Below are 23576 nucleotides of genomic sequence, written 5' to 3' on the forward strand. Positions count from 1 at the left end.
TAGGAAAGAACTCTATCTCTCACGAATGCGAGGGAAAGAGGGCGGCCAGGTGCATTTCCCTTGTCTTTCCTCCGCGTGCCCCGCGTCTCAAGTGAGCGTAGCGAACGGGCGAGAAGCACTGCCTTGTTAGTGCCTTTGAGGCCTTTGCGTTAAACCCGCTTTTTCTCTTGCGGTTCCACTGTGAAGAGTTACGAAAACTACAGCTCCCACAGTTTGCCAAAAGGTACGGCAAAGATATGGCGTTTCGGCTCAATCGGGAGAACCGCATCGCCATCGTAGAGAATCAGGCCGCCGTGGAATGAAGTGCCAGCCACATCCGCCAGGCGCATAAGCCCACGGCCATCACGTGCCTCCAGGGTAGCGGCAGCCTTTACTTCAATACCCCACACGGTGGCATCTGTCTCAATGACGAGATCAACCTCTACCTGGTCCTTGTCACGGTAGTAGTGAAAGCGCAGGTCCTTTTCGCACCAGCCACCCATAGCCATAATTTGTTGCACCACAAATGATTCCAACAGGTGGCCGAAGCGCTTGCGCTGTGGAATCCACTGCTCCGCCCGCAAGTTGGAAAGAGTTGCTGCCAGACCGCTATCACAAATATGTATCTTTGGTGTCTTCACGAGGCGCTTGCCGCGATTACTGTGCCAGGCTGGTAACTGGCGGATCAGGAAGAGCTTTTCCAGTACTCCCAGATAACGCTCAATTGTGGGACGTGCATACCCAAGCGCATTGGCTATGGCTGCGATATTCATAAGCGAAGCTGTCTGGTGGCTGAGGTATTCCAGCAAGCGTTGCACATCAAGCGCTCCACGGATAGTGGCGATATCATGAATATCCCGTTCGATTATCGAGTGCAGATATTGCTGCTGCCAGCTTCGCGCCCGTACGGGCTGACGGAAAAATGCTTCAGGGTAGCCACCCGCCACCAGGCGTGCAGGCAGCTCGCTTGCGCGGGAAGCGCCACTGGCTGGCAAGCTGATATCCAGCTTTTTCTCCAGCCACAGGTCAAGAAAACGGCCAGGCGAGTGCTGCTTTTCCGCCTCAGTCAGCGGGTGCAGGTAAAGGCATTCCATACGTCCTGCCAGCGAATCCGCCAGTCGTGGCAATTGCAACAGGTTGGCTGAGCCCGTTAGCAGAAAACGTCCCGGATGGCGCCTGGCGTCGACACTGCGCTTGATTGCCAAGGTAAGTTCTGGAGCGCGCTGAATTTCGTCTATGGCAACCCTCTCGGGTAAATTGTCGATAAAACCCTCTGGGTCGCGCCGAGCTACCTCCAGGTAGTTGCGATCATCCAGGTTGATGTAAGTTCGGTCTGGCTCCAGGTGATGGACCAAGGTAGACTTTCCACACTGGCGAGGTCCCAGCAGGCAAACAACCGGAGTATCTGTCAGGGCCTCTTGCAGCTTGGTCGCAAGGTGTCGGGGGATGTATTCAGGATTGACAGTAGTTTTCATCATTGTCCGTCCAATTGCATGATTTGTAGTCGTCTAATTGTATATCATGGCTTCGTCTAATTGTATAGTAGAGGGCCGTCCCATTGCTCATTACTGTGCTGCTCCCATGCAGATAGGGCTTTCAGCAGCCTGCCAAAAACAAACAGCCCACGGAGTATACCGTGGGCTGTTTCCTTGGTGCCTTTGGGGGCTTTGTGTGGAACCCGCTTCTTCTCTTACTGAAAGATTGCGTCAATCTTTCGCCAGCAGCTTGCGCAGGTAATGCCCGGTATAGGATGCCTCGATATCGCACAGCGCCTCTGGCGTTCCGCTGAAGAGTATCTGGCCGCCCCGGTTGCCACCTTCGGGGCCCAGGTCGACGATGTGGTCGGCGCACTTGATCATGTCCAGGTTGTGTTCGATGACAATGACGGTGTTGCCGGCGTCCACCAGGCGGTTGAGCACTTCGATGAGCTGGCGGATGTCGTGGAAGTGCAGGCCGGTGGTGGGTTCATCCAGGATGTAGATGGTGTCGCCGGAGTTTTTGCGGCTGAGTTCCTTGGAGAGTTTCACGCGCTGGGCCTCTCCGCCGGAGAGGGTGGTGGCGGCCTGGCCGAGCTTGATATAGCCGAGGCCCACGTCCCTGATGGTCTGCAGTTTCTGCTGGATCTTGGGGATGTTCTCGAAGAATTCGGCAGCCATATTGACGGTCATGTCCAGCACGTCGGCGATGTTTTTGCCCTTGTAGGTGATGTCCAGGGTGTCGCGGTTGAAGCGTTTGCCTTTGCAGGTTTCGCAGGTGACGTAGAGATCGGGCAGGAAGTGCATTTCGATTTTGATGGTGCCGTCGCCCTGGCAGGCTTCGCAGCGTCCGCCTTTGACGTTGAAGGAGAAGCGCCCGGCTTTGTAGCCGCGTTTTTTGGCTTCGGGGGCGCTGGCGAAGAGGTCGCGGATATGGGTGAACACGCCGGTGTAGGTGGCGGGGTTGGAGCGTGGGGTGCGTCCGATGGGGGTCTGGTCGATGGCGATGACTTTTTTGATTTTGGGGCTGGTGACCTGAATGCTGCGGTAGGGGCTGCCGCCACCGGCGTCTTCGGTGCGCAGGGTGGATGCCAGGGCGGGCAGCAGGGTGTCGATGATCAGGGTGGACTTGCCGCTGCCGCTGACGCCGGTGACGAGGGTGAAGGTTTCCAGGGGAATGCGCACGTCCACACTCTGCAGGTTGTTGCCCGCTGCGCCTTGCAGTTCCACATATTCCTTGCCGGAGCGCCTGCGGGCGGGAACCTGTATGGTTTCGCGGCCGCTGAGGTAGCTGCCGGTCAGGCTGGCTTCACAGGCCATAACCTGGGCGGGGGTGCCGGCCACCACCACTTCGCCCCCTTTGCGTCCGGCGAAAGGGCCCATGTCCACCACGAAATCCGACTGCATGATGGTGTCCTCGTCGTGTTCCACCACGATGACGGTGTTGCCGTTGTCCCGCAGGCTCTTGAGGGTGGCGATGAGTTTGTCGTTATCGCGCTGGTGCAGGCCGATGCTGGGTTCATCCAGAATGTAGAGCACGCCCATGAGTTTGGAGCCGATCTGGGTGGCCAGGCGGATGCGCTGAGCTTCGCCACCGGAGAGGGTGCTGCCCTTGCGGCTCAGTTCCAGGTAATCCAGGCCCACGTCGTTGAGGAAGCTCAGGCGTTCGCAGATTTCCCGCAGGATGCGCTGGGCGATGACCTGGCGGTGGTCATCGAAGTGGATGGAAGTGGCGAACTGCAGGGCGGTGCCGATATTCATGGCGGTGAAGCGGGAGATATTCTGCCCGTTGATCAGCACGCTGAGCACCTGCTTGTTCAGGCGCTCGCCGTTGCAGGCGGGGCAGGGTTTTTCGCGCATGAAGCGCTGCACATAGTCCTTGATGTAGGAGACGGTGGTTTCGGCAAACAGGTTCTGCAGATAGCCGATAACGCCGGTAAAGCGCGCTTCCACGATCTTGCGGAACTTGCCCGCCGAGGGCTGGGGTACCTTTTCCTGGGTACCGTAGAGCAGGATATTGTGCTGCCCCTCCGTCAAGGCGGACCAGGGCTTGTTCAGGTCGATATCATAGCGTTCGGCCACCATCTGCAGCGTTTCCCAGAAGCGGGTGGAGCTCTTGTGGGCCCAGGGGGCGATGGCCCCTTCGGCAATGGAGAGGGAGGGGTTGGGGACGATGAGGTTGGCGTCCAGCTCCAGGGAAGCGCCCAGGCCGCTGCAGTTGGGGCAGGCCCCTTCGGGAGCGTTGAAGGAGAACAGGCGCGGCTCCAGCTCGGGCATGCTGACGCCGCAATCGTGGCAGGCGGCGGTTTCGCTCATGAGCACTTCGTTGCCTTCGCGGTCGGCCACCAGCAGCAGCCCTTCGCTGTACTGCAGGGCCGTCTCCACGCTGTCGGTGACGCGCCGCTCTATGCCCTCCTTGACGGAGATGCGGTCCACCACAATATCAATGCTGTGCTTGGTATTCTTGTCCAGCTTCACCGCCATGGCGCTGTCCATATCCAGCACCTCGCCATCCAGGCGCACGCGGGCAAAGCCCTTCTTCTTCAGGTCTTCGAAGAGCTTTTTGTACTCCCCTTTGCGGCTCCGCACCACTGGCGCCATGATCATCAGGCGGCTGCCCGCCTCCCGCTGGCAGATGGCATCCACCATCTGCTGTACCGTCTGGGAAACCAGGGGTTTGCCGCACTCGTGGCAGTGGGGTGTGCCGGCGCGGGCGTAAAGCAGGCGCAGGTAGTCATAGATCTCGGTGATGGTCGCCACCGTGGAGCGGGGATTGCGGGTGATGCTCTTCTGCTCAATGCTGATGGCGGGGCTCAGGCCCTCGATGGCATCCACATCGGGCTTGTCCATCTGCTCCAGGAACTGACGGGCGTAGGCGGACAGCGACTCCACATAGCGGCGCTGTCCTTCGGCAAAAATCGTATCAAAGGCCAGGGTGGACTTGCCACTGCCACTGACCCCGGTGATGACCACCAGCTTGTCGCGGGGAATTTCCAGATTGATATTCTTCAGGTTGTGCTCACGGGCACCTTTGATGACGATGGTATCTTTGGCCACGGTATATCTCCTTTGCAAGCTGCTGAAAAACACTCATCTGCGGCGTTGCCGGTCATCACTCGTCACTGCGACGTACAGGGGGTACGCCTCGCTCCTCGCTTTGCCCGCAGGAGATTTTTCAACAACAGGTTTCTTCTACCTCTTTTGGCACCTGTACGTGCGGAAAAGGGAAACCGGTATGGTAATCACTTTTCGCCATTTTGCCAAGAGTTTCCAGTTACACAGCAGGTACATAGGCAAAGAGCTCAGGGCAGAGGGCGTCAACCCCCACGTGGAGGTTGCGGCGCTATGCGCTCCCCCGTCCCTGTGATAGACTGGAGGAAATTTCGGTTCCGGGAGGCGTGCCATGTTTGAAGAGGCCTGCAGATACCTGACGCAGCATCGCAGTGTTCATATAGAAGAACTTACCCACTGGCTGACCATCCCCTCGGTGTCCAGTGACCCCCAGTGCGCGGACGAGATGGTGCGCTGTGCCGAGTATACCGCCAGGCTGCTGACCGAGGCGGGCATGGAGCAGGTGGAGATTCTGCCCACCAGAGGGCATCCGCTGGTGACGGGGCAGTGGCTCCACGCGCCGGGAGCTCCAACCGTGCTGATCTATGGCCACTATGACGTGCAGCCCGCCGATCCACTGGAGCTGTGGGAAACCGGCCCCTTTGAACCCCACATCAAGGACGACACCATTGTGGCCCGGGGAGCCACCGACGACAAAGGACAGGTCTTCATGCACATCAAAGCCATCCAGGCCATGCTGAAGACATCGGGGAGCCTGCCAGTCAACGTGAAGTTCCTCATAGAGGGCGAAGAAGAGATTGCCAGTGAAAACCTGCCGATGTTTCTGAAGGAATACGGCAAGCGCTTTGAAGCAGATATCATGGTGGTCTCCGACACCGCCATGTGGGACCGGGATACCCCCAGCATCACCTTTGGCCTGCGCGGCCTGGCCTATATGGAAGTGGAGTGCACCGGCCCCGACCGCGATCTGCACTCGGGGGGCTTTGGTGGCGCCGTGGCCAATCCGGCGGAAATCCTGGCGCGCATTATCGCTTCCATTAAAGATGAAAACGGCCATATCCGCATTCCCGGCTACTACGATCAGGTGCGCGAAATCACCGACCGGGAGCGGGAGCTGCTGGCCAGGATTCCCTACGACGAGGAAAAATACAAGGCGGGCGTGGGCGTGAAGGCCCTGTGGGGCGAGCACGACCGCACCGTGCTGGAGCGGGTGTGGAGCCGGCCCACCGTGGAAGTCAACGGCATCTGGGGGGGCTATACCGGCCCCGGCGCCAAAACCGTGCTGCCCGCCAAAGCATTTGCCAAGATATCCATGCGCCTGGTGCCCGATCAGGATCCGGTGGCCATCACCGATATGGTGGCCGATTACTTCGCCAGCCAGGCGCCTTCGTCCGTAACCATCAAAGTCAATAAACTGGCCGGTGGCAAGCCCTTTCACACCTCCGTGGAAAACCCGTTCATGGAAGTTGCGGCCGAAGCCCTGCAGGAAACCTTTGGCCGGGAGCCCCTCTTTATCCGCAATGGTGGCTCCATACCCATAGTGGCGGAGCTGCGCGATCTGCTGGGGCTTGACACCCTGCTGATCGGTTTTGCCCTGCCCGGCTCCCGCGCCCACTCCCCCAACGAAAACTTCCACCTGCCCACCGCCTGGAAGGGTACCGAGGCGATCATTCGCATGTACGCGAAATTTGCGACAATACCCTGAGGCCGGTTGCCTAAAAGCTTACTGAAATGCTTCAAAACACGCCTGCTAAGGGTTCGGCAACATTGACTTTTTGCGGGCAAGGCGTACACTAATCAGGATACATTCCTGGCAGGCTGAGAAAATGGTCCAGGGGGGAAAAGTGAAAGCATCATTAAAACACCAACTGGAAGTATTTCACGAGGAATGTCGCAAAAGGGGGCTGCGTCTGACGCCCCAGCGCCTTGAGATATTCAGGGAACTGGCCCAGTCAATGGATCACCCCAGCGCTGAACAGCTCCACCAGCGTCTGATTAAAAAGATGCCGACCCTCTCCCTGGATACCATCTACCGGACGCTGGCCACCTTTGTTCAGTACGAGCTGGTGAACAGGGTTGAGACAGCGGAATCCCAGGCCCGCTTTGAAGTCACCCATGGCCGCCATCACCACCTGATCTGCCATAAATGCCGAGAAATTATGGATTTTGAATGGAACGACATTGATCAACTGACGCTGCCCGAACAGTTGCAAAGCTGGGGCCGGGTTGAAAAGAAGAGTGTCGTGGTCTATGGCACCTGTGAAAAGTGCCTGGGAACTGCCGAATAGGACACTTTGCCGTATTGACTGAGATTGTATGCAGGTCATCGATAGGAATTTTTCTTAATAAAAAGATATTATTGCTTTTCGGGCTGTGGTATTTTGATTTTACCGATTGCAATTTCACCGGCATTGCAACATTGGCTGTAACGTTTCTGAACCCACTTTGAAGGAGGCGAAAGATGAGCGAGCACAGTAAATGCCCCGTAACCGGAAAAACCGCCAGCAGCACCCACGGCAAGGGAGCCTCAAACCGTGACTGGTGGCCCAATCAACTCAACCTCAGTATCCTGCACCAGCATGCCCCCGCCTCAAACCCCATGGACCCCGACTTCAACTACGCCGAAGAGTTCAAAAAGCTGGACCTGAAAGCGCTGAAAGAAGACCTGTACGCCCTGATGACCGACTCCCAGGAGTGGTGGCCCGCTGACTATGGCCACTACGGCGGGTTGTTCATTCGCATGGCCTGGCACAGCGCCGGAACCTACCGCATGGGAGATGGACGCGGTGGCGGTAACACGGGGAATCAGCGTTTCGCACCCCTCAACAGCTGGCCCGACAACGCCAACCTGGACAAAGCGCGCCGTCTGCTGTGGCCCATCAAGCAAAAATACGGCAATAAAATATCCTGGGCCGACCTGATGATCCTGGCCGGCAACTGCGCCCTGGAATCCATGGGATTCAAAACCTTTGGCTTTGGCGGTGGGCGCGCGGACATCTGGCAGCCCGAAGAGGACATCTACTGGGGCTCCGAAGCGGAATGGCTTGGTGACAAGCGCTACAGCGGCGACAGACAACTGGAAAATCCCCTGGCCGCCGTGCAGATGGGGCTGATCTACGTGAACCCCGAAGGCCCCAATGGTGAGCCAAACGTGCTGGCATCGGGTCAGGACGTGCGCGAAACCTTCGCCCGCATGGGCATGAATGACGAGGAAACCGTCGCCCTGGTGGCCGGTGGACACACCTTCGGCAAGTGCCACGGCGCAGGCGATGCCGCCCAGGTTGGCCCCGAACCCGAAGCCGCCCCCGTCGAAGAGCTGGGGCTCGGCTGGATCAGCAGCCACGGCAGCGGCAAAGGGGACGACACCATCACCAGCGGCATTGAAGGCGCCTGGACCCCCAACCCCACCAAGTGGGACATGGGCTATTTCGACATGCTCTTCGGCTACGACTGGAACCTGGAAAAAAGTCCGGCCGGTGCCTACCAGTGGGTTCCCGTCAATCCGGCGGAAAGTAACCTGGCCCCGGCAGCCCACGACCCCTCCAAAAAGGTCAAGACCATCATGACCACCGCCGACTTGTCATTGCGCATGGACCCCATCTACGAACCCATCTCGCGCCGTTTCCACAAGGACCCCGCAGCCTTTGCCGACGCCTTCGCCCGCGCCTGGTTCAAGCTGACCCACCGGGATATGGGCCCAAAATCCCGCTACCTGGGGCCGGAAGTACCCGCCGAAGACCTGATCTGGCAAGACCCCGTCCCCGCCGTCGATCACCCCCTGATTGACGATCAGGACATCGCCAGCCTCAAACAGAAAGTGCTGGCCGCAGGGCTTTCCACCGCCGAACTGGTCTGCACCGCCTGGGCATCGGCCTCCACCTTCCGTGGCTCCGATATGCGCGGCGGTGCCAACGGCGCCCGCATTCGCCTGGCACCCCAGAAAAACTGGGAAGTCAACCAGCCCCAGCAGCTCTCCAAAGTCCTCAGCGCCCTGGAAAGCGTGCAGCAGGAATTCAACCGCGCCCAGACAGGCGGTAAGAAAGTCTCCCTGGCCGACATCATTGTCCTCGCAGGCTGCGCCGCCGTGGAAAAAGCCGCCCAGGACGCCGGCGTCACCGTCACCGTCCCCTTTACCCCCGGACGCACCGACGCCAGCCAGGAGCAGACCGACCTCAACTCCTTTGCCGTACTGGAGCCAAAAGCAGACGGCTTCCGCAACTACCAGAAAAAGGCGTACGCCGTGCGGCCCGAGGAAATGCTGGTGGACAAAGCCCAGCTGCTGACCCTCAGCGCCCCCGAAATGACCGTGCTGGTCGGCGGCCTGCGCGTACTGGGCGCCAACGTTGGCCAGACCAGCCACGGCGTCTTCACCAAACGCCCCGGCACACTCACCAACGACTTCTTCGTCAACCTGGTGGATATGGGCACCGCCTGGAAGCCCGCCTCGGAAGCCGCAGACGTCTTTGAAGGCCGCGACCGCAAAACCGGAGAAGTGAAGTGGACCGCCACCCGGGTTGACCTGGTGTTCGGCTCCAACTCCCAGCTGCGGGCACTGGCTGAAGTCTACGCCCAGAGCGACGCCAAAGAAAAATTCGTGCGCGACTTTGTCGCCGCCTGGAACAAGGTCATGAACCTGGATCGCTTTGACCTGAAGTAACTGACACCCCCAGAAACCTCAATGATGATTGCCCCCTGTGCCTTTGTGGTACAGGGGGCATAATTATTTCCGCAGACCGCACAGATAAAGAAATTCTCACACAAAGCCCGCAAAGGCGCAAAGAAAGGCAGGGGGAAAAGCAGTTTCCACCGCGAATGAACGGGAATAAACGCGAATGGGGGAAATTTCACGCAAAGACTGTGGGGAGGGGAAACCGGAAGAGCTTAACCACGGAAATCACGGAAGACACTGAAGTTACCGCGAATAAACGCGAATAAACGCGAATGGAAAGGCAGGATCTCACGCCCGTTCGCTGCGCTCACTCAAGCCGCGAAGACGCCAGGGAAAAGCAGCAACGAGCGACTGCTCAAAAACGAAGAGGTTTTCACACAAAGCCCGCAAAGGCGCGAAGAAAGGCAGGGGGAAAAGCAGTTTCCACCACGAATGAACACAAATATACGCGAATGGGGGAAATTTCACGCAAAGACTGTGGGGAGGGGAAACCGGAAGAGCTTAACCACGGAAATCACGGAAGACAAGGAAGTTACCGCGAATAGACGCGAATAAACGCGAATGGAAAGGCAGGATCTCACGCCCGTTCGCTGCGCTCACTCAAGTCGCGAAGACGCCAGGGAAAAGCAGCAACGAGCGACTGCTCAAAAACGAAGAGGTTTTCACACAAAGCCCACAAAGGCGCAAAGAAAGGCAGAGGGAAAGGCAGTTTCCACCGCGAATGAACGGGGATATACGCGAATGGGCAGAATTGCTCTGCCCTCACGAAGATGTCGTGTCAAAGGCAAAGTGGGTGTCCTGAAGTGTCATTTAATCCGCTAGGTCCGGAGCGCGCGGAGAAGCTTGTCGGGTTGAACTAATCATTAGCTTCGTAGTGCAATATACGTGTGCCTAACCCCAAATATTCATACGCGGCCGCAGCCTTCATCACGAGATCAGTGTCCCTGGAAATCATCAGATGGCAGAATGTCGCCAATCCGGCATGCGTCATATCACTGAAAGATGCACGGAATCGCCGCTCTCGGCTCATTTTTGAGTCCCGATAGTAGCCAATATAGTTGAGCTGATGGTAAATCCCGTTGACCTTCTCAAGCGGTGTTCTCTCGCGGCCAGCATCAGCCTCAAACGGGAAAGGCTTCAAGCCAAAGAACGTATCAAACTCAATTTCCTCAACCGCTAGCCGCTCTTGGACTAGATCCCAGATCTTTAGCAGAACTCCCGGTGGTTTTATATTTTTCAAGACTTTCGGCCCTAAGCCTGTGACTTGATCAAAATTCTTCACGGATATCTCCGGCTCTGCATCCAACTGCTGCCCAATCTCTTTGTACTGCTCCCCCAGAACCTCTGGGAACGCGGTTACCGCCGCCCGTATTTCTTCCGTGAAACCTGGGTTATCTCCAAGTTCTTCCATGGCGGATTCAAGCAACACGCATAACTCGTTTGCTCCTGCCAAGAATATTTCTTCGAAAGATTGAGTTTTTCGCCCATCATAGAACTTTTGCAACATCCCGGTTAACCCAAAACTGTGCTCGGGCATCGAGTTCACATTCTCGACGTAACTGGCAAACGCGTCAAACGGATTTACCGACCGTATCTCCGCCGACCCTGTGTCCCTGAAGTTCTTATCTAGAACTGGAACAAGGTGTAGTGCACCTGTTCTCTCTAGAATTTCAAGAAATTTATTTTCATGTCCGACGGAACGTCTGATTTCAGAGAGGTTTTCGCTTGAATACACGGGAGTCAAAGATGCGCGTTTTAGGAAGCCAGCGACCCCATCAGGATCACCTTTCGTCATGCGATCTAGGACGTTGTGGTCGAAGTATACAAGTAGTTGCGCCTGACTCATGCATTTCCTTCTTTTCCGAGCTAGCGCTCAGCGTAACCGGTTGCTTTTGGAGCGTCAGCGGAAAAAGAAATCCGCGTTGACACTATTGTTGGCCCTTTCCGCGAGCCACTATTTTCTTGAGTTGCTCGATTGGGATAGCTGCCCCTTGATTGATATGCAACATAGCATGACAGTTTGGGCAGACAGGAATAAGGTCTTTAACAGGATCAACAATGTGGGCCCCTCGGACCTGCGAAAGCGGGACAACATGATGCACATGGATGAAGCCATTGCCCAGATCGCCGTAGACGGCGCCAAAGTCGAACTGACAGATTTGGCAGCTTGTACCGTAATGCGCTATACAAGCTTCCCTTGCTGCTGGGTCACGCTCGAAAGCAGTTAAGCTCAGCTCGACGATGCTGCCCTCAATAAGTGCTTCCGGTTTTCTGTTGGGCGCGGTGCGTTTAAAAAAACTAGGTGCAGTCTCCGTGGAAGTGGATACAAGTTGCTTAAGCTCTTGGATGGTGATCGGCAAGGAGGATTGGATGTCCAAGGCACAGACGTTTTTCCAGGGCGCCCTGAACTGGCGTGCCCAACCCAAGAGGTCTCCAAGCTCACCGGTTGAGTCATTTATCTTGTAAATGACCACGCCAGAGTAGCAGGTGGTTCCGCAAATGATCTTTACGGGTGAACCAACCGAAATCTGCGGAGTGGCCCTAACGCCAAAATCCCAAAAGTTAAGATGTTCGTGCTTAAGGATAGACGAGAGAAACAACCTAACAGCTGAAGATTTGGCTTTTTCCAACAGTGGCGCAAGTTCCACCTTTCGGTCGAGTGTCCGAGCGGAGTTCGGGACTTGCGTTTTGTAGATTTTCACAAATTCCACGGAACCTCCTTCATGGGCTAACGCTTGGGCTCACCGGTAAATTGCGAGCACAGCGAGTAATCTATCCGTGTGCAGCACTTTGTTGGACGGAGCCGCTACGCGGCAGACAAATACCGATCAAACCCATTTCACCACGATGAACCACTTGTAATCTCACCGTATTCGGTAATAGTAGCAGCGGAGCGTCTATCGCTCTCTATCAAGTACCGAGGAGATTACAATGAACACCACCATGCCGCAAGATCCGAGTTTCAACAAACTATACCAGAAGCACCTCAAATACCTCAAACTAGGGGGCCTTCAGCAGAAGAAAAGCCCGTCATCTCTCCCCACATCTTGATGGTTTGAACACCTAATGGGGCAACCCTGAGATCAAAAAGCTATTTTCTATAACCGGACCCGTCCAACAAACGGTTCAGATCGTGGCTCGCTCCGCGAGCACAATTTAACCTTATTCGTTATGCATTGTAGCAGCGCAGACCTTCTGTTTTTACACCATAGAATTCGTCCATCCCTCGACAAAACTCTGTAGCATAGCTGCCCAGTAACGGAGCCCAATACTTGCATGGCAAGTCTGTTTGGTTTTGCATGCTTTCTAAGGACTTATCCATAAATTACGCCGATTTTCCTGTATGTGATTATCGCCGCCGCGAGACACGTCAATCCGTAGTGAGTGACCTCAAGCTTCTCAAAGCGCACATGAATCTTCCTGAAACGGTTGAACCAGGAAATAGATGCTTCCACTATCCAGCGCCTCGCCTTCTTTGATGGGTCACGCTTCTTGTCCTCGATCTCTTCTTTTCGCTGCTTTACATGGGGTATGTATCCGCGCTGAAGAATGCTGCTGAGCGCCGGCTTTCCCTTGTAGCCACAATCTGCGCAAAGATGCTGCTCCTGCTCTGCAGGCTTCTCGAAGACTACGCCATCAAGAACGGCTTCAAGCTGGCTCACATCATGCCGGTTCGCTCCGGTTACGACGATGGACAACGGGACGCCACGACCGTCCACCAGGACATGACGCTTGCTCCCGTTTTTTTCCCCGATCCGTCGGGTTCTTCCCTACGGTTTCAAGAGCCATTGGAGCTTTGTACATTCCGCCATCTATGCTTTGCCACTCCCAAGCTATCCCCTCCATCTCGTCATACTCAGCCAGCCCCTGACGCCAAATAGCTTCGAATACACCGGCCTTACTCCATTCAATGAAGTACTTGTGCACTGCACTGGCGCAACCAAACTGCTCCTTGGGTATCGCTTTCCACTGACAACCGGTGCGCAGCACATAGACAATGCCGGAAAACGCCTTCCTGGGGTCAAGTCGCTTGCGCCCACCACCAGGCTTGCGCTTGTAGATCTTGTCAGGATCTCTTTGCTGGATTGGCAGTAAAGGCTCAACTCTTTGCCAGAAGGCATCTGAAACTTCCCATGATTGCACTTTAGACATAAATCACCGCCATGAATGATCTTTTGTGGATCATTCTACAGCGAAACATTGCTCGGGTCAATGATTATTTATGGACAAGTTCTAAGAACCCTGTGGCGATGATTTCCTTAACTTGATCGTCGCCATTTTCAAGAAGAGCTTCCACTGAGGCGAAAAGCCCATCACTATTTTCATAGTTTCCTTCACTGAACCTTTCCAAGACTAATGCTGATAAAGAACCGATTAAGGTAATGTAGAGAATGCTACCGTTTTCAGACATCCAATCGTTAGCTCGATAAACAATCTTATCCCTCAAGCCTGGATAGCTCTTGCAGAGCAGCTTTATCATTTCCTCTTTATCAATTATCAATACACACCCCCCTCATGCATAACGTCCGACATAAGCGGTCGAGTGAAACGAGGTCCGGCGCACGAAGTGCGCGAACTTAACTGCTTGGCTATGTGATTTATGCGCGATGAACAACCTTATATACAGTTAGTTGTATATGAGAAAGCGTCTTACTTTGCTGTGTAGAAAGGCAAGAACCATACTGTTTTTTGACCAAGCTCAAATGGTCTAGCAAATAGGCCCAACCATCTGTCAGGCCATTTAAGCCAGACATACCCTTCGCAATTATAGAGCTCGCATCTTCTTGACCGGTTGAAGTCAGGTCTTTCGACAGCCTTTCAATAGCCTCAAATAACTCTGTATTCGACTTGAATGCCATATTCTCTGCTTTACACATAACGCCGCCGCAGTGCTTGACTTTGATATCACTTAGCGCTTCTGAGCCTTAAAAAGTGTTTAACAAACGAGCTGGTTAACTCGAACACAAATTCAATCTCAGCTGTAATGACTGAATCATCATGTTTAATGTAGGTATTTTGATATTTTGTGTAGTAATCCACAAGCTTCTCAAACATATTTGCCAACTGTGGCGAGCCACCCCGATCTTTTACGTACTGACCGATAGTTGAAATTTGATTCTCAAGGGTTTTATGGTTTTCAAATATTTGGCGGACAAGAATTTCAAGAGCCAGCCTAAGATCATCCAAAGTATTACGCTGAAAAACACCATGACTATGTTTTTCAAGCGCCTCATCAAAAAGCTTCTTTGCATCTGGATAGTCGGCTAGCCAATGTCTCGCCTCAATGATCTGGGTCTCGTGAATAGCTGTAAGATTATCTTGATCTGCAAAGTCTCGGTACTCTCTGAACAATTTGGTCTTTAGAGTGACAAGCTGGGCTATATCCCCGTTTGCATTCAGCCGATCACAAAGCTCTCGAATTATTTGATACTGCTGCTTAGGGGAAAACTTTAGCAGGTTGTCAAGAAGTGCCGTCCGTTTGTTTGGCGCATCAAAAGGATATCTAGCGTGCGGGATATCGACCGTAAAATCAGCGGCGTAGGCTGATGTTATCTCTACCAGTTTTGGGCCGGACAGACCGTTATTTGTCAGCTCCGTAGCGGCGAACGAAATAAAGGCTGTCGGAATTCGATCATGCATTGCTGTTCCCCTAAGAGTTAACGCCTTGCTCACCGGAAAATTTGGAGCGCAGCGAGTAATTTTTCAACATGCAGCAGCTTGTTGGACGGAGCCGCTACGCGGCAGACAAATACCGATCGAACCCATTTCACCGCGATGAACCACTTGTAATCTCACCGTATTCGGTAATGGTAGCAGCGGAGCGTCTACCGCTCTCTATCAAGTATCGAGGAGATTACAATGAACACCACCATGCCGTAAGATCCGAGTTTCAATAAACTGTACAAGCACCACAAATACCTCAAGCTAGGGGGTCTTTAGCAAAAGAAAAGCCCGTCATATCTCCCTGCTTCGCAACCTTTCGAAAATCTGACTAAGCAACCATGAGATCAAAAAAGCTATTTTCTATAACCGGGCTCGTCCAACAAACGGTTCAGATCGTGGCTCGCTTCGCGAGCACAATCTAACCTTATCCGTTAGCCTCTCGCGTGAACAGAATAGGAGAAGTTCCTATGTTCTTATATTCATAGATGGCTTTTGCTCTTTTAACTAAACGCTTATCCTCAGACATGATTGCTGAGCAATATGCCCCCATCGCTATATGACCAGCATCACTTCTTACGTTATGAATTTTGTTTAGTTTCCTGCACTTTTTCTCTGCTTGAAAACCTAATATATCAAGCATCGAATTGCATCCAATTATTCCTAGATAAATTGGCCAAATAACGTAACCCTGCTTATCGATGGGGTCAAAGCCAAAAAACTGATCACAACTAATATCTGCCTCGTGCATCGTTGGAGATATTATTTCCCAGATTTTCTCAATCTGTTTCTCACCTGATATACTACCGATGGAGCCTTTTTCATCTCCGAAAGCCGCCCTGGCCTTATGGATATCATTTCCATTTGATATCATCTCATCGATCATGGAATCAAATCCGGGCTTTATCTGCTGAACTTTTTCGGCCATTTCTGTAGTATCAAAAGGTAAATCAGAAGCGAGCTTTAAGATTTGCTGTGCGAATTTTTCAGAAAGTTCTTTTAATGGACCTTCGTCTCCACCACCGTTAACCCATACTTGGAATGGGTCGAAAATGGTGTCATCGAAATCTACATTGCCAGTTGCTTCAATGTAGCTATCATAATGTTCATATGGGGTTCCGTTCTCAACTAATCTAGCTTCACCAGTAATTTTCCAGTTTTTATCAAGAACAAGGTCTAATAATTTCGCATCTATAGCATCGAGCACACCTAAATATTTCTCAGATTCATTAGAGCGTCGAATCTCTGCAAAGTGCTCCTTTGAGTAAACCCAAATTAAATCATCTCGTTTACTCAGGTTGATAATGCCCTGCAACTGCAAGCCGATGATATTTTGATCTAGGTAAATTAAAGGTTTACTCATAACTCTCCATGAAGGCTAACGCCTTGCTCACCGCTAAATTAAGAGCGCAGCGAGTCATTTATCCGAGTGCAGCAAATTGTTATAGGTTTATCGGTCAATCTTCGATGAAGAAGTCAGTATCCACTTTCTTGACTTCGTATATAGCCGCAGAACTAACACCTACCCCATGATCGATCATTAACTGAACAAGGTCGGTGCCATCTATCAGAACGACTTTCGGATCGATCTGGCTAACATAATCCAGCGCCTCTTTTGAGAAACGACTGGTGGTAATAAATACACCTTTCTTGGCCCGCTGACCATGAAGAGCTCCAACAAATTTCTGAATTTCCGGACGCCCAACCGTTGCTTCCCAGCGTTTTGCTTGAAGATATATCGTCTCCAGCCCGAGACGGTCTTCTTTGATAACGCCGTCAATGCCTTCATCCGCTGTTTTCCGCGTAGCCTTCCCGGCTTCTTTCACCGAACCGCCATACCCCATTGAAACGATAAGGTGAACGACAAGTTTCTCAAAAAACTCCGGTGTATTGCCTTTAATGAGATAAAGAAGCTCATTGGCGACTTCGTCCCGAAGCTGTTGATATGCTTGCTCTAGCGTTTCTTCAGGTGTCGTAGACGAGGTGTCGCCGTCGTCCGCATGGGTCACTGGTTGAGTGCGGTTCTTGTTGCTTGCCTGCCGAAATTCCTGAAATTCTTCGAACTGTTCCAGGTACTTGATACTGATTCGATCAGGGTTTTCTGAAAGGATTTTCCTGCCGCGGTCAGAAATATAGAATTTTCCCCGCTTGGGAGACTCCAAGACCCCAGCCTGAGTCAGATACACTTTTGCCCATGCCACACGATTTGCGAATGTAGATTGCCGGCCACTTGGCAGTTTTTCTTCGAGATCATCTTGAGATAGCTCCATTTTTACTGCCAGCCCTTCTCGGGCTTCCTGCATCGTATGTTCTTCACCGTCAGCCGAAAACTTCAGCAACGGCAGCATCAGTGATTGAAAGTCAGGTACAGCCAAGTGGTACTCCCATTTTTTTACCTATAACGTTTGAATTCACTGGCCGCCGGAGGCGGTCCGGTGGAATGGATGGTTAGCCATTTCTTCTTCGGCCAAGGCCTAGCAGGAATTCAACAAAGTGATGAAAGTCGCGAGACCTTGCCATCGCTCGGTCGTATGAAAACTGGTGAACGAGTAGGTTTCTGACGTGATTTATCGATGCCTTCCCAAACCTCTGGATGAAGACGTCCTTTGTGACAAACCCTAAAGGCGACTCATCATCCGAAATGAGGCCAGCAGCCATCCAAGCCTCAATTGACGGGTGTGCAAAGAACGATGTGATGTTTTCAGCTTCGCTGTCCTGGATAATAGATTGCAACTGGCGTTGATTCTGTTCGAGTTCGGCTTCGGTTTTAGCATCGCTATCTAGAAGGACGATCACGTGCTCAAAAATCTTGCCGTACTGTGCTACGACCGTCTTGAAGTTGTTTAAGACGTTGTATTTTCCGTATGTAGGAATGATCACAAACTGCTGATGCAGATCCAGTTTTCCGACCAAGAAGGAAACGAAAACTCGATCTACTTCCCCCTCCACGATTACGCAAACCCTCATTCTCTCTGTTGCCGCCTCTTCTTCCTCTTCCTTCGGTGTGGCAATTGTGCGCTCAAGTTCACGCATCCATGTTGCGAGCTTTTTCTCGTAGTCCACTATGGAGTGAAACGGTGCTATCCAGTTATTCACCTTCTGCTTTGTAATCCAATCGAGGAGGTCAAAGAGTTCGCTCCTTTCAGCGTAGGCTGGCATGAACGACGCAAGAAATTGATTTCGCCGTCTGGTTTCTTTCTCATCAAGCGTTCTCTGACGAGCGAATGTTACAACTGGAATTGCCTTCTCGTGAGCGGTAATCAACTCAACCCAAGTAATTGATAATGATCTGGCGGGAACCACCACCTCAAACTTCTTTCGTTTCCCTGATTTCGTAGCACCAAGAACGGAAAGTTTTTGATCTGGAATTGATGCGATTCTTGCGCCGGCGTATTTCCCGCCGTAGCGTTGGTCGATAAGGCAGATCACGAGATCAGAATCTGCGACGGCCTCGATGCACTGGTCGTGAGAGTGGAGGCCTACACGAGCGGGAAAAGTTGGGCTCTCATGAAACAGGACCTCGTGCCCGCTCTTCTCCAGTAAGTTGACGGTGAATACCCTGAGATCCGATAGGTCGTAGGCAGTTGAACTGAGGAAAATGCGCATCTGATCTTCTCTTTGCGATGGCTAACGCCGCCAGCACGCGCGGCTTTGTAGTGGAGGCGAAGCCGCAACGAAAAAGCCGTCGCCGTGCCTGGCCTTGTTGGGCGATGCTCACGCCTCTGCCTTCATAGCCGCAACCCAATCGCCGAACGTCGACCAAGATTCAGTTACAGCGCGGGCATCGTGTGACCAAAACTCCACCCCACCTACTTGATTGACACAGTAGAAGTCTGCGTTGTCATGCACGATCGGCAGTAAGCTCCTCGGGACACCCCAAAACTCCCATGCTTCCTTGCAGTATGCATACATGTCGACGTAAGACTTGGGTTTATCGATCTCTAGTGGCTCAAGAACAGAGTCCCCGAGGTCATACCCTGATTTAATGAACGCGATGTAGTCAGGGTGAAACCTCACACCGAGCAATTCTTGAGCAGAGTCGATAACTTCGTCGCTCGGTATATATTCTGTGTGATTCATGTCAGCCCTCCGCCCAACGTTAAGGTGAGGGGCGCGAGCCGCTTTGCGGCGAAGCGTCCCTCTCTACCGCAATGTTATGCGTCTGTTGTAGTAAGCGCCCCAACTCTGCAAAAAAATCGGTGCGGTAAGACACGCCGTTGCCGCTTAAGCGGTGATCCGCACCGGGATAGACACGAACGATGAGGTTGTCTTTGCCCGCTTCTTTGAACTTCGTTTCGAGGAAATGGGCAGATTCGACCGGGACACTCTCGTCTCGCTCGCCAATGCCGATCAAAATGGGGATATTCAAATTGAGAAAGTCGGGAAGGGGGTCGAGATCCATGATGTCCGACCACCAGCGATAGCGGTTGCCATACCAATTCTTTTCGATGCTGCGAGGATCAGCGGCAATCTTCTCCCAGCCCGAGTTGACGTCGAACTGTATAGCGCCCCTTTGCCCGAGTGTGGCAAGAGATTTACGCATTGAGTAGCCACCACTGCCGATGATGGCAAGATGGGTAATTGCAGGAGACAGCCCGGCAATTTTGGTTGCGGGTAACGCGCCTTCTGAGACACCAACCAAGACGACGTTCTTTGGTTTGGGCGTTACGGAACCTATTTGCGCAGCGATGAATTCTGAATAGTCTGAGACCCATTGGATTGGATTGTTTGCGAGATGAAAGTCGCGGCCACAGTCGAACAGCCCCATGGAACGGTCAGAAACAAATCGCTTGTTAAGGACAAAAACGCGTGCGTTGACCGTGAGGCCGTTGACGTAGCCAGGCATTACGGACTTCCAACTGGGGCAGCCTGTTGCGCCATAGAAGAAAACCACGGTATCCGCGTGCGAAGCGTCACCGACGATGAAGGAGTAGTACGTGCTTAAACCGCCATCCTTGTACTGAAACGAGAGCGGCTGGGGTGCTTCGCTGCTGTACATGTGGGCGGTGCGCTGAATGGTCGTGCATCCAGGCAAGGCGAAAGCGAGCGACAGAACAAAGAGGTTGAGAAGGCGCATAGGTTCAGTGATTGCGAGACGCATAACGTTTAAGCTAAGCGGCGCGCCTCTGGCGCGTCCGGTGTAGGCCCATCAGGGCCGGAACGTACTTGAGCGACTTGTTATGTGGCCCGGCTTGATGCCATTGCTTGCGCGTAATCTTCAAGTGATAGATGTTCACCCACGAAAAATCCGGTGTTAGGGAAGCCACGCCCATCATCAAATCCTATCCAACTTGAATGATCGCCTGGGATCACCGACAGAATCTTGGAAACCGTCTGCTCTTGATTGAAGGAATCCAGACTCTTCCATTCATTTATTGCTTCATCGATTATGTCGAAAACCTGTGCTGATGTCGCTATACTGCGAAATCTAGCCGAAAAAGTGTTTTTCTCCCGCCTAGTCAGTGTGCCACCCGGTGCAATCAAGGTCATATAATCAGGGATTACTGTCAGTAAGTCCGGTTCATCGTAATTATTTAGTGCACCGTCTAAATAGTCTGCAGTTCCATAATCATCTTCGTTGTAAAAGTCCTTGGCTGGATAGCCGAGTTCCTGGAACTTCTCAAACATACGATGGTGTTGAAGCTCATTATCCAGGCAGTCCACAAGTCGCTTTAGCTTGGTAGGATCTAGTGTCGTGGTGCAAGACTTCATCCTCCGATAGCCGGACATCTGCGTGTGAAAATGCAGGAGTTCGTGGGCGAGACTGTATTGCTTGTTTTTCGCCTTAGCATAGACGACTACAGCATTTCCTCCGTCATCGACGTAAGAGCCCCACTCGGGACCAGTGCTTTCGGATTTCTCCGGCACTATCGTCCTCCAAGCATTGATCTGATTGTACAGAGCCAGTAGTTCTGAATTTTTCTTAGCTGTTTTCAGGAAGTCCATTCTCTCATCAGCCTATCGGTCAGATTTCGTGCGAATAGCCACATAACTACATTTAGGCGTCAAAACTGACGCTATGCACTTTTTGAAAAAAAGTCCAAAGTGACACATAAAATCTCCCATCCTGAAGCTCGGGCTGTAACCCTTGCAGAAACGACAACTTTTTGCATAGATGCGCATTTACCAAAGTTTATCCGTCAAATATGCAACCTGCAAAACCGTACTAATCCAGCGTCAAGCCAGGTTCAGTTCGCATAGTAGCACAGTAAACGTTACGCGCAAATACAATTTATTGCATAGCTCGTAAATGGGGAATTTATCCATTGTTTTCCCCTTGACGACTTCGCGCCTTGGCGAGAAACCTGCCTTTACAGGCTGCTGAAAAACCCTCATCTTCGGTGTTGCTCGCCTTGCACCTGAGCATTTTTCAATTGCCAGCGTATTTTGAGGTATTGAAAGACACTTTCTTTAAAATTATCTTTTCAGAAAAGACAATCTCCTCTCGCAAAGCCGCTGAGAACGCAAAGAAGATGGGCAGCCAAATCAGTTAATCTTGTATTTTCCTCTGTGTCTTCGCGACTTGAGTGAGCATAGCGAACGGGCGTGAGATCCTGCCTTTCCATTCGCGTCTATTCGCGTTTATTCGCGGTAACTTCCGTGTCTTCCGTGATTTCCGTGGTTAAGCTCTTCCGGTTTCCCCTCCCCACAGTCTTTGCGTGAAATTTTCCCCATTCGTGTAAATTCGCGTTCATTCGCGGTTCCACGTCCCTTGCCTTTCCAGGCTCCCTACTCCCCCAGGTGTTTCTGCAGCCGGAATATTTCATCCCGCACACTGGCGGCGGATTCAAAGTCCAGTTCTTCAGCGTGGCGCTGCATTTTGGTTTGCAGTTCCACGATTTTTTCCCGGATCTGGTAGTCGGCGAGCTGGCCGATGTCCACTTTGCCCTGCAGGCGTTCCTGGCGTTCTTCGGCCAGTTCGGGGATCAGGTCTTTGCCGATGGCTTTGCTGATGCCCTGGGGGGTGATGCCGTGTTCTTCGTTGTAGGCTTGCTGGATGGCGCGGCGCTTGGCGGTGGTGTCGATGACGCTTTGCATGCTCTGGGTGACTTTATCGCCGTACATGATGACGCGGCCTTTGAGGTTGCGGGCGGCGCGGCCAGCGGTCTGCATCAGGCTGCGTTCGCTGCGCAGGAAGCCTTCCTTGTCGGCGTCCAGGATGGCGACGAGTTGCACTTCGGGGATGTCCAGGCCTTCGCGCAGCAGGTTGATGCCGACGACGACGTCATAGACGCCCAGGCGCAGGTCGCGGATGATTTCGCTGCGTTCGATGGTGTCGATTTTGGAGTGCAGGTATTTGACTTTGATGCCCAGCTGGATGAGGTAGTCGCTGAGGTTTTCGCTGAGGCGGATGGTGAGGGTGGTGACGAGGGCTTTGCCGCCTTCGGCGATGACTTTTTTCAGTTCAAAGACGAGGTTGTCCACCTGGCCGGTGGAGGGGCGCACTTCGATTTCCGGGTCCAGCAGGCCGGTGGGGCGGATGATGAGTTCGGTGATGGTGTGGTCGGAGAGTTCCTTTTCGTATTCGGCGGGGGTGGCGGAGACGTAGACGGCCTGGGGCAGGATGCTGTTGAACTCTTCAAAGTTCAGGGGGCGGTTGTCCAGGGCGGCGGGCAGGCGGAAGCCGTAGTCCACCAGGGTCATTTTGCGGCTGCGATCGCCGTTGTACATGCCGCGCACCTGGGGGATGGTGACGTGGGATTCGTCGATGAAGATAAGGGCGTCGTCGGGCATGTAGCTGAGCAGGGTGTGGGGCGGCTCGCCTTCGCTGCGGCCATCCACGTAGCGGGAGTAGTTTTCGATGCCCTGGCAGAAGCCGAATTCCTCCAGCATTTCGATGTCGAAGTTGGTGCGCTGTTCGATGCGCTGGGCTTCCAGCAGTTTGTTTTCGCTGCGGAAATAGTCCAGGCGCTTTTTCAGGTCGGCCTTGATGCTGCCGATGGCCCGCTCGATGATGCTTTTGTCGGCCACGTAGTGGCTGTTGGGGTAGATGCGCAGCTTTTCGATGCTGCGGCGCTTTTCGCCGGTCAGGGGGTCGATTTCCCAGATGGCTTCCACGGTGTCGCCGAAGAACTCTATGCGGATGGCGGAGTCGATTTCGTAGGAGGGGAATATTTCGATGATGTCGCCCCGGCGGCGGAAGGTTCCGCGCCGGAAGTCGGTATCGTTGCGGGTGTACTGCACGCGCACCAGCTCTCCGGCCAGCTCCTCCATGTCCACTTCGCTGTCCACATCCACGGGAATGACCATGTCCAGGTAGAATTCGGCGGAGCCCAGGCCGTAGATGCAGCTGACGGAGGCGACGATGAGCACATCGCGGCGCTCCAGGATGGAGCGGGTGGCGCTGTGGCGCAGGCGGTCGATCTTCTCGTTGATGCTGGAGTCCTTCTCGATGAAGGTGTCGGTGGTGGGAATATAGGCTTCGGGCTGGTAGTAGTCGTAGTAGCTGACGAAGTATTCCACGGCGTTGTCGGGGAAAAACTCCTTGAACTCCTGATAGAGCTGGGCCGCCAGGGTCTTGTTGTGGGCGATGACCAGGGTGGGTTTCTGCACGGCTTCCACGATCTTGGCCATGGTGTAGGTTTTGCCCGAGCCCGTTACCCCCAGCAGCACCTGGTGCTTTGTGCCCTCCGTGATGTGGCGGGTGATTTTTTCGATGGCCTGGGGCTGTGAGCCGGCGGGGGAGTAGGGGGAGACGACGCGGAATTGCATGGAAAACA

Annotated in this window: 17 protein-coding genes; 3 read left to right on the top strand and 14 right to left on the bottom strand. The window is 53.4% G+C overall.

Annotated elements, in window-relative coordinates; genetic code table 11:
- Positions 1–197: 197 nt before the first annotated feature.
- Together ACZ46I_RS04180 and uvrA are read right to left on the bottom strand one after the other, a co-directional pair.
- The gene (locus tag ACZ46I_RS04180; protein ID WP_464281514.1) at positions 198–1457 is read right to left on the bottom strand and encodes an ATP-binding protein; all 1260 of its coding nucleotides are present in this window, start codon (positions 1455–1457) and stop codon (positions 198–200) included.
- Between the two features lie 228 nt (positions 1458–1685).
- The gene (gene uvrA, locus ACZ46I_RS04185) at positions 1686–4511 is read right to left on the bottom strand and encodes an excinuclease ABC subunit UvrA (RefSeq protein ID WP_464281515.1); all 2826 of its coding nucleotides are present in this window, start codon (positions 4509–4511) and stop codon (positions 1686–1688) included.
- 346 nt (positions 4512–4857) lie between these two features.
- Between uvrA and ACZ46I_RS04190 the strand changes: the two genes are divergently transcribed.
- From ACZ46I_RS04190 to katG, 3 genes are all read left to right on the top strand, one after another.
- Positions 4858–6231: a dipeptidase gene (locus tag ACZ46I_RS04190; RefSeq protein WP_464281516.1), complete on the top strand. Its 1374-nt coding sequence runs from the start codon at positions 4858–4860 to the stop codon at positions 6229–6231.
- Between the two features lie 139 nt (positions 6232–6370).
- Positions 6371–6814, top strand: coding sequence for a Fur family transcriptional regulator (locus ACZ46I_RS04195; RefSeq protein ID WP_226508278.1), 444 nt, complete (start codon positions 6371–6373; stop codon positions 6812–6814).
- 173 nt (positions 6815–6987) lie between these two features.
- Positions 6988–9183, top strand: a complete 2196-nt coding sequence (gene katG, locus ACZ46I_RS04200) for a catalase/peroxidase HPI (RefSeq protein ID WP_464281517.1) — start codon at positions 6988–6990, stop codon at positions 9181–9183.
- A gap of 868 nt (positions 9184–10051) precedes the next feature.
- On the opposite strand, the gene ACZ46I_RS04205 is transcribed toward katG, so the two are convergent.
- The 12 genes from ACZ46I_RS04205 to uvrB all read right to left on the bottom strand — a co-directional run bounded on the left by ACZ46I_RS04205 (position 10052) and on the right by uvrB (position 23568).
- The gene (locus ACZ46I_RS04205; protein WP_464281518.1) at positions 10052–11041 is read right to left on the bottom strand and encodes a hypothetical protein; all 990 of its coding nucleotides are present in this window, start codon (positions 11039–11041) and stop codon (positions 10052–10054) included.
- 82 nt (positions 11042–11123) lie between these two features.
- Positions 11124–11906: an HNH endonuclease gene (locus ACZ46I_RS04210; RefSeq protein WP_464281519.1), complete on the bottom strand. Its 783-nt coding sequence runs from the start codon at positions 11904–11906 to the stop codon at positions 11124–11126.
- 603 nt (positions 11907–12509) lie between these two features.
- Positions 12510–13347 (bottom strand): IS5 family transposase gene (locus tag ACZ46I_RS04215; protein WP_464280308.1). Its coding sequence is split into 2 segments (ribosomal slippage): positions 12510–12941 and positions 12943–13347, totalling 837 coding nucleotides; the frame shifts between segments, so codons are not numbered across the junction.
- A gap of 64 nt (positions 13348–13411) precedes the next feature.
- The gene (locus ACZ46I_RS04220; RefSeq protein ID WP_464281520.1) at positions 13412–13696 is read right to left on the bottom strand and encodes a DUF7674 family protein; all 285 of its coding nucleotides are present in this window, start codon (positions 13694–13696) and stop codon (positions 13412–13414) included.
- A 404-nt stretch (positions 13697–14100) separates the two neighbouring features.
- Complete coding sequence (locus ACZ46I_RS04225) at positions 14101–14835, bottom strand: hypothetical protein (protein ID WP_464281521.1); 735 nt, start codon at positions 14833–14835, stop codon at positions 14101–14103.
- Between the two features lie 448 nt (positions 14836–15283).
- Positions 15284–16219: a hypothetical protein gene (locus ACZ46I_RS04230; protein WP_464281522.1), complete on the bottom strand. Its 936-nt coding sequence runs from the start codon at positions 16217–16219 to the stop codon at positions 15284–15286.
- Positions 16220–16313: 94 nt separating this feature from the next.
- Positions 16314–17231, bottom strand: a complete 918-nt coding sequence (locus ACZ46I_RS04235; RefSeq protein ID WP_464281523.1) for a restriction endonuclease — start codon at positions 17229–17231, stop codon at positions 16314–16316.
- A 73-nt stretch (positions 17232–17304) separates the two neighbouring features.
- Positions 17305–18462, bottom strand: a complete 1158-nt coding sequence (locus tag ACZ46I_RS04240) for a DUF4062 domain-containing protein (protein ID WP_464281524.1) — start codon at positions 18460–18462, stop codon at positions 17305–17307.
- A gap of 108 nt (positions 18463–18570) precedes the next feature.
- Entirely contained in the window at positions 18571–18936 is a 366-nt protein-coding gene (locus tag ACZ46I_RS04245) for an SMI1/KNR4 family protein (RefSeq protein ID WP_464281525.1), read from the bottom strand.
- 19 nt (positions 18937–18955) lie between these two features.
- Entirely contained in the window at positions 18956–19957 is a 1002-nt protein-coding gene (locus ACZ46I_RS04250) for an alpha/beta hydrolase family protein (RefSeq protein WP_464281526.1), read from the bottom strand.
- A gap of 77 nt (positions 19958–20034) precedes the next feature.
- On the bottom strand, positions 20035–20802 hold the full coding sequence (locus ACZ46I_RS04255) for a hypothetical protein (protein WP_464281527.1): 768 nt from the start codon (positions 20800–20802) through the stop codon (positions 20035–20037).
- 783 nt (positions 20803–21585) lie between these two features.
- Positions 21586–23568, bottom strand: coding sequence for an excinuclease ABC subunit UvrB (gene uvrB, locus ACZ46I_RS04260; RefSeq protein ID WP_464281528.1), 1983 nt, complete (start codon positions 23566–23568; stop codon positions 21586–21588).
- Between the last annotated feature and the right edge of the window lie 8 nt (positions 23569–23576).

It is taken from the genome of Desulfurispirillum alkaliphilum (genome assembly GCF_055378285.1).

Excerpts from the sequence above, each read along its gene's own strand:
- ACZ46I_RS04250 (WP_464281526.1), bottom strand. The coding sequence starts at position 19,957 with ATGCGTCTCGCAATCACTGAACCTATGCGCCTTCTCAACCTCTTTGTT.
- uvrB (WP_464281528.1), bottom strand. The coding sequence starts at position 23,568 with ATGCAATTCCGCGTCGTCTCCCCCTACTCCCCCGCCGGCTCACAGCCC.
- ACZ46I_RS04255 (WP_464281527.1), bottom strand. The coding sequence starts at position 20,802 with ATGGACTTCCTGAAAACAGCTAAGAAAAATTCAGAACTACTGGCTCTG.
- ACZ46I_RS04240 (WP_464281524.1), bottom strand. The coding sequence starts at position 18,462 with ATGCGCATTTTCCTCAGTTCAACTGCCTACGACCTATCGGATCTCAGG.
- ACZ46I_RS04225 (WP_464281521.1), bottom strand. The coding sequence starts at position 14,835 with ATGCATGATCGAATTCCGACAGCCTTTATTTCGTTCGCCGCTACGGAG.
- ACZ46I_RS04190 (WP_464281516.1), top strand. The coding sequence starts at position 4,858 with ATGTTTGAAGAGGCCTGCAGATACCTGACGCAGCATCGCAGTGTTCAT.
- katG (WP_464281517.1), top strand. The coding sequence starts at position 6,988 with ATGAGCGAGCACAGTAAATGCCCCGTAACCGGAAAAACCGCCAGCAGC.
- ACZ46I_RS04245 (WP_464281525.1), bottom strand. The coding sequence starts at position 18,936 with ATGAATCACACAGAATATATACCGAGCGACGAAGTTATCGACTCTGCT.
- ACZ46I_RS04180 (WP_464281514.1), bottom strand. The coding sequence starts at position 1,457 with ATGATGAAAACTACTGTCAATCCTGAATACATCCCCCGACACCTTGCG.
- ACZ46I_RS04230 (WP_464281522.1), bottom strand. The coding sequence starts at position 16,219 with ATGAGTAAACCTTTAATTTACCTAGATCAAAATATCATCGGCTTGCAG.
- ACZ46I_RS04205 (WP_464281518.1), bottom strand. The coding sequence starts at position 11,041 with ATGAGTCAGGCGCAACTACTTGTATACTTCGACCACAACGTCCTAGAT.